The organism is Streptomyces katrae, assembly GCF_000966975.1.
Classification (GTDB): domain Bacteria; phylum Actinomycetota; class Actinomycetes; order Streptomycetales; family Streptomycetaceae; genus Streptomyces; species Streptomyces katrae.
The window spans coordinates 1-6,677 of the sequence record NZ_JZWV01000537.1 but is presented as its reverse complement, the minus strand read 5'-3'; the positions used below and the strand labels follow the sequence as shown (position 1 = coordinate 6,677).

Here is a 6,677-nt window from a genome sequence, read left to right as displayed (position 1 = left end):
ACGGAAACCGTCCCGTCGTCGCGTGCGCCAGCACTCCGGCGCCCACTCCGACAACGCGGCCTTGACCGCCTCGGCGGCGAGCACCTTGACCATCCCGGCAGCCAGGCGGCGGCCGGCCGACGGGCGACAGCGCGGGACCGACTCCCCCGACGAGGGCCCGGCCGGCGCGCGCCCCGACTCCTCGTCGGTCGAATCCCCACCCATTTAAGACATGTCCATGACGGCTTACTCCCTACGGGGGAACACGGAGTGGGTAGGGCTCCTGCCGATGAGGGGGTCCCCCGCGTCGGGGTTTTACGCGTTGCGTACCTTGGTCCGACCCGGCCGGGCAGCTTAGCGGGGCATGGCTGCGATGGCGGCGCGGGCGATCTTCTGTGCCTCCGTCTTGCATGTGGATACGGGGTGTTCCTGGCCGCCCAGAGCTACGTGGACCACGACGTTGCCGTCGCGGACGTACAGGCTGCAGTGTTCCTCGGGGTCGGGATAGGTCGCATAGGGGGCGCTCCAGTACGCCTCGTCGCCGAAGCCGAGGTTTGTCGCAGGGGTTTCCTTGGCGGCGTCCTCACGGAACTTCTTGCGCTGTTGTTCGGTCTCGTCGTCCTTGGCGTTGTCGTCGCGCTTCAGTTCCCAGCCGACGAAGGCGTGCACCTTGTCGACCAGGCCGGCGATCCTGATTTTTGTGGGGTCGCCGGATATGGTTCCCCAAGCGCAGCTGGTTGAGGCGCCTTTGTAGCCCTCGCTGTAATAGTCGAGCTCTTCCGAGCGTGCGGGCAGCGGCAGCCGGCCGGCGGCCTCGGAGCAGATCGGCGCCTTCATGTATTTCGTCCCGGATGCCGAGTCCGTACGCGTCGGTTCCGGCTCGCCGTCGCGGTGCAGCGCGTATATTCCCGCTCCAACACCGACAACGGCGAGCACGCAGGCTGCCACCAGGGCGATGGTCTTCCCGGTGCGCCGACGGGGTGTAGGCAGGGTCGCCGTGGCGTCGGCCGCCGGTTGAAGACGGGTCGTTCCCGCCTCTGCGGCCAGGGCAGGCTCTTGTTCGGGGACGAGCGTGCGGTCGGTGTCGCCGAGCAGCCGGTCGATGTCCGAACGCCGGGCGGCGATCATGCGGTGAACGGCGGGGGGCCAGGGCCGGTCGGCGGGTGCGACCCGGCCGAGGAGCGCGAGGAGCTGCTCCGGGGTGGGCCGGGTCGCCGGGTCCTTGGCCAGGCACAGCTCCACGATCGTGCGCAGCCCCGGCGGCAGGTCGGACAGGCCGGGCTGGGTGTGCACCACGTTGTAGAGGGTCGCCGCCATCGACATGCCCGTGAAGGGGCTCTGGCCGGTCGCGGCCGCTGTGAGGACCGAGCCGAGCGAGAACACGTCGGTGGCCGGGGTCAGTTCGTGGCCCTGGGCCTGTTCCGGTGACATGAACGCGGGTGAGCCGACCACCGAGCCGGACTGTGTCAGTTCGGTTGCAGCGGTGCCCTCGGCGGTGCCGCGGGCGATGCCGAAGTCGATGATGCGTACACCGTCCTCGGCGAGCAAGACGTTGTCGGGCTTGAGGTCCCGGTGGATCAGCCCTGCGCGGTGGATGTCGGTGAGCGCGGTGGTCAGTCCGGCGGCGAGGCGGCGGACGGCCTCTTCCGGCAGCGGCCCCGCCTTCTCTACGGCCGCGCCCAGTGAGGGGCCGTTGACGAACACCGACGCGAGCCACGGCGTTGGTGCGTCGGCGTCGGCGTCCATCACCGCTGCCGCGTACGCGCCGGACACCTTCCGAGAAGCGGTGACCTCGCGCCGGAAGCGGGCCCGGAATCCGACGTCGGCGGCGAACCGCGCGTGTACCTGCTTGACCGCGACGAGTCTTCCGTCTGGCGCGGAGCCGAGCAACACCCGTCCCATCCCCCCCTGCCGAGTTCGGCAAGCAGGCGGTAGGGTCCGGCGGTGGCCGGGTCATCGGGTCCCAGGCGCCTCACCGTCGGGCCTCCGCCAGCTTCAGAGCCGACTTCCCCGCGGCCTTCGCAATGTCCCTGGCCTCGTCCACGGTGTACCTGCTGCCCTCTACGGCGACGCTGAGCTTGAGGTTGACGTCCCGGGCGTAGAGATAGGCCTTGCCTCGCTGCCAGTAGGCTTCCTCGCCGACCCCGAGGTCAGCACGCTCGTAGGACTGCCAGGCGGAGGCGTAGCTGCTCTCGTAGGCCTGCTTCGCCAGCTCCGCTCCGGTCTTGCCGGCTTCCGAGAGGTGGCGGTCCCAGGAGACGAAGACCTTGTCTCCGTACCGGTCACTCCAAGAGCACTGGTTGGATTCCTCGGGCGTATCACCGGCGGCCTCAATGTTGCCGAACGGATCTCCGTAGCCTGGAGGCAGCTCCACCGTACCCTTGGCGTCCTGGCACGACGGCACCCGCTGGGTGTACTTGTCGCCGACTCTCGACAGGGGCGTCGTCCCGGGGGTCGGGACGGGTCCTCTTTCGCTGGGCACTGCGGCGTCGGTCTTCCGCGGGGCTCCCCCCGTCCCGCCGCCTTCCCCAGTTCCGCCCTTGCCGTCCGGGGGCAGGAAGTTCAGGGCAGTCACCACGGCGACCGCCGACACCGCGGCAGCGCCCGCCAGCCACCAGGTGCGCTTGTGACGGTGCACAGCTGCAAGCGGGGCGGGCGGGGAAGGCGGCAGGGACGCAGCGAGCGGAAACAGGACCCGGCCCCGCTCGCTGACGTCGGGAGCAGAGGACGCGGCAGGCCCGGCGACCAGCTGGTCGATCTCCGCCCGCTGCTCGGTCGCGAGGCGGCGCACCGCCTCGGGCCACATCCCGGACGTGGCTGTCACCGTCCCGATCGCCGCGAGGAGTTCCAGTGGCGACGGACGCTGCGCCGGGTCTTTGGCCAAACACGGCTCGATGAAAGACCGCAGCACCCGCGGCACCGCGTCCAGGTCGGGGGCGCCGTGCGCGACGTTGTAGAGCACTCCCGGCACCGACGAACCCGCGAAGGGCGGCCTGCCCGTGCATGCCATCACCAGCGTCGAACCGAGCGAGAACACGTCGGCGGCACCGGTCAATGCGCGCCCCTGGACCTGTTCGGGCGCCATGAAGGGCGGCGAACCCACCACGGCGCCGGTGTGGGTGAGCCTGGTATGCCCCTCGACGGCTCGCGCGATGCCGAAGTCGATGACGCGTACCCCATCCTCGGCAAGGAGCACGTTGGACGGCTTCAGGTCACGGTGGATCAGGCCGGACCGGTGCACGTCGACCAGTGCCTGCGCCAAGCCCGCCGCGAGCAGCCTCACCGCCTCCTCGGGTAACGGGCCCGCCGCGTCGGTGGCCTGGCTCAGCGTGGGGCCCGGCACGAACACCGATGCCAGCCATGGTGAGTGGGCGTCGGCGTCGGCGTCCAGCACGGCGGCGGTAAAAGCCCCCGACACCTTGCGCGAAGCCGCCACCTCACGCCGGAAGCGGGCCCGGAACCCCGGGTCCTCGGCCAGCTCCGGGTGCACCTGCTTCACCGCGGCGAGGCGGCCGTCGGGGCCCACGCCGAGCAGAACGCGCCCCATGCCCCCCTGCCCGAGTTCGGCAACCGCCCGGAACGGCCCTATGTCCAACGGCTTGGACAGCCCTGTTGCACCCATGCAGGCCTTCCCCTCCCGTGGCGAACCTTCAGGTCCTGGAGCGAGAGGATCATACAGACGAGCGGAAAGCCGCCCGCAGGAGCTCCTGGAATCCCGCACAAGCCGCGGCCTGGCGAATCGTCTCAACCTCTGCTCCGCGCGTTGGACGCGGCGCACCGGCTGGACATCGTGCACCGTGACGTGAAGCCGGCGAACATGATGCCCCGGTGACGGTCACGTCCTGCTCGCCGGCTTCGGCGGCCTGCGTACGGAAGTGCGTGACAGCCCGTTCTCCGCCGATCCGCCTCCATCCCAGCCTCCCGAGCTGTCAGGGGCCCGGCGGCGGAAGTCGGACGGCGCCGATCGGCACGGGCTACCCGCACCCCAACCAGCGCAGCTGCCCAGCCCGGTCGGCCTCCCTCCGGCTGGGTCGTGTATCGAAAATGGATCTTGGGCTGTGAATGATCACAGGTCATGGGACGGGGAGATCTCACAGACGAGCAGTGGGCGGGGCTGGAGCCGCTGTTGCCGAAGGGCATCAGGGCGGGGAGGCCGCCTGTCTGGCCTCGGCGCCAGTTGATCGACGGCATACGATTCCGGGTCCGTAGCGGTGTTCCATGGCGGGATATCCCGGTTGAATACGGGCCGTGGAACCGGGTCTACGACCTATTCCGCCGGTGGCAGCGGGACGGCACCTGGCACCGGATCCTCACACGCCTCCAGTCCCTGGCCGACGCGCAAGGGAGCGATCACGTGGGGCCTGAGCGTCGAGTCCACGGTCTGCCGCGCCCATCAGCGCGCGGCCGGGGCCCGCAAGCAGGGCGACCTGCAGAAGGAACCACCGGGCGGCATCTTCACCGAGCCTGGTGATCACGGGCTGGGACGCTCGCGCGGTGGGTTCACCACCAAGCTCCACTTGGCCGTCGAGCAGGGCCAAAAGCCCATGTCGATCGTGATCACGGCAGGACAGCGCGGGGACTCGCCGTAGTTCGAACCCATGCTGGAGAAGGTCCGCGTGCCCCGCATCGGGCCGGGCCGGCCACGCGTCCGCCCCGATCGGGTCCGCGCAGACGAGGCGTACGCCTCCCGCAAGAACCGTTCCTACCTGCGCCGCCGGGGGATCCGCTGCACCATCCCGGACAAGGCCGACCAGGCACGCAACCGCCAGAAGCTCGGCTCCCGTGGTGGCCGGCCGCCGCATTTCGAGCTGACCGACTACCGCCAGCGCCACGCGGTCGAGTGCGGCATCAACCGCCTCAAGAGACACCGCGCTGTCGCCACGCGCTACGACAAGCTCGCCGTCCGCTGCGAGGCAACCGTGCTGGTCGCAGTCCCTAACGAGTGGCTGTGACGGGCGGTCTCCTGGAACGATACCCCGGTGAACTCAGAACTCCCCACCGGATGGACGATCGAGCGTGTGCGCGCTCTTTCCGGAGACCCAAGCGCCATCTCGCTCTCATTCGATCGGCTCGTAGTTCTTGAGGTGGCCGGTCAGGGCGACTACGAACCGCTCCGGCCCGATGTGATTCTTGCGTTCCACGACTTGTGCCTCGTGAGGGACGACGGTGAGTGGTTCATGGGACAGCTCGACGATGACGGCTCAGTGATCTGCTGGGCCTCCTACGGATCCGACCTGGACAAGGCCATCCGCGGCCTCTGAACGACTTTCCACATCTTCAGCCACTTTCGGAAAAGGCCCTGGATGAGGCGGGGGGCCGCAGACTGGGCAGGATGCGGAGGGAGCTTCATCGAGGGGACCTACCCGCCTGCGGCCCCGGATACCGGGCGGCCCGGAGCCACTTCGGGTGAGTTCCCGTTCCCGTTCTTGCCGTCCGTCTCCCTACCTGACCGCCATGCTCAATGGCCCGGCCCCCGGTCAGCACACCGGGTGTGGCCTAGGGTGACGGGATGGAGCTGCGAAGGATGATCGAGGTCCTGGCGGAGGAAGCCGAACGCGAGATCCACGACCAGGCATGGGCCCCTACTCCCGCCGACCGCGCCCTTGCCGCGAAGGCCGCCGCCGACCTCCACCAAGCCATCGGCACGCCGCACGCCCAGCAGGCACTGCCTGCGACCGAACGCCTGGAGCGGCTGCGGGAAGTCCTCGCCGTCCTGGCCGTCGCCTCGCCCGCGTCCACGGACGCCTGGCCTGGTTCCTCGGTGCCGCCGTCACCGCCCTAACCCCCGTCCTGTAATGGCGCGCCCTACCCCCCGAAGACGGTCCGACGTTCGGGGCCCTGGTATCGACGGCCGGCTCCCAGCGCGCCCTGGCACCCATTCGGAGGAACCACCCGCCAGGATGGGAGAGCCCAGGGTCCGGTGCCTGCGGCCGGGAGGAGACTCACTTGATCACCATCGGCCTCCAGCGCCGCGGCCCTACGGTCCTGGCCGCGATCAGCGGCCCCCCGACCACGATGCTGGCGATCCTCTCCGGGTGACGCTGGACGCCATCAGCGGGCGTGAGCGCGACCTGATGCCCGACGTCCACGGCATCCGATTCATGGACGTCGACGGGTTGCTGCACCTGCTGCACCTGCACCAGCACGCCGAACTGGCAGGCCTGCGCGCACTGGTGGTCGGCTGGCAGCCCCAGCCCCAACACCTGATGGCCGACGTCGCCGGGATCCCCGGCCCCGGCACCGCGTGCGGCGACCGCTACACGCTGCCAGGCTTCCGCCGCCTCCTCCAAGAACGCGCCCACCACGCCCGCAACCAGACGGACACGACCACCGGCTGGCCCACCCACACCTGACCAGCACCCCACACCAGGCTCCCCGCCAGATCCGCCACCAGGCCACCGGTCTGTCAAAACTCCGAGCCCGCCGCACTCATGCCAGCAGGCGCAGCCCTCCACCAGGCCGGGATACGGCACGCCGTGCCGGACGGCCAGCCCACCGACCCCGCGCCCGCGCGCGGCACGTCCCACCCGGGACGGACCTCGCACAGGGCGAGGATGCGCAAGCCCCTTTTTCGACGCCTTCTTCGATGGAGACTTCCTATGCTGGAACGCAAGCAGGTCAAGGGCCGTACCCAGGTCACCTTCCGCCTGCCCGAGGACACCCCCGCCGGGCCGGTGAGCGTGGTCGGGGACTTCAAC

Annotated in this window: 6 protein-coding genes and 1 pseudogene; 4 read left to right on the top strand and 3 right to left on the bottom strand. The window is 69.9% G+C overall.

Annotated elements, in window-relative coordinates; all coding sequences use genetic code 11:
• From VR44_RS46425 to VR44_RS19510, 3 genes are all read right to left on the bottom strand, one after another.
• On the bottom strand, positions 1 to 204 hold a 204-nt coding region (locus tag VR44_RS46425; RefSeq protein WP_211275095.1), incomplete at its 3' end, for a hypothetical protein.
• A 129-nt stretch (positions 205 to 333) separates the two neighbouring features.
• Positions 334 to 1,881: a serine/threonine-protein kinase gene (locus tag VR44_RS19515; protein WP_094191759.1), complete on the bottom strand. Its 1,548-nt coding sequence runs from the start codon at positions 1,879 to 1,881 to the stop codon at positions 334 to 336.
• A 70-nt stretch (positions 1,882 to 1,951) separates the two neighbouring features.
• Positions 1,952 to 3,601, bottom strand: coding sequence for a serine/threonine-protein kinase (locus tag VR44_RS19510; protein WP_045948830.1), 1,650 nt, complete (start codon positions 3,599 to 3,601; stop codon positions 1,952 to 1,954).
• Between the two features lie 453 nt (positions 3,602 to 4,054).
• Between VR44_RS19510 and VR44_RS42740 the strand changes: the two are divergent.
• The 4 genes and pseudogenes from VR44_RS42740 to VR44_RS19490 all read left to right on the top strand — a co-directional run bounded on the left by VR44_RS42740 (position 4,055) and on the right by VR44_RS19490 (position 6,332).
• Positions 4,055 to 4,931: pseudogene (locus VR44_RS42740) on the top strand (IS5 family transposase).
• 27 nt (positions 4,932 to 4,958) lie between these two features.
• The gene (locus tag VR44_RS19500; RefSeq protein WP_045948829.1) at positions 4,959 to 5,240 is read left to right on the top strand and encodes a hypothetical protein; all 282 of its coding nucleotides are present in this window, start codon (positions 4,959 to 4,961) and stop codon (positions 5,238 to 5,240) included.
• Between the two features lie 248 nt (positions 5,241 to 5,488).
• Positions 5,489 to 5,761, top strand: a complete 273-nt coding sequence (locus VR44_RS19495) for a hypothetical protein (RefSeq protein ID WP_157880355.1) — start codon at positions 5,489 to 5,491, stop codon at positions 5,759 to 5,761.
• Positions 5,762 to 6,014: 253 nt separating this feature from the next.
• Entirely contained in the window at positions 6,015 to 6,332 is a 318-nt protein-coding gene (locus VR44_RS19490; RefSeq protein WP_245692012.1) for a hypothetical protein, read from the top strand.
• Positions 6,333 to 6,677 lie beyond the last annotated feature (345 nt).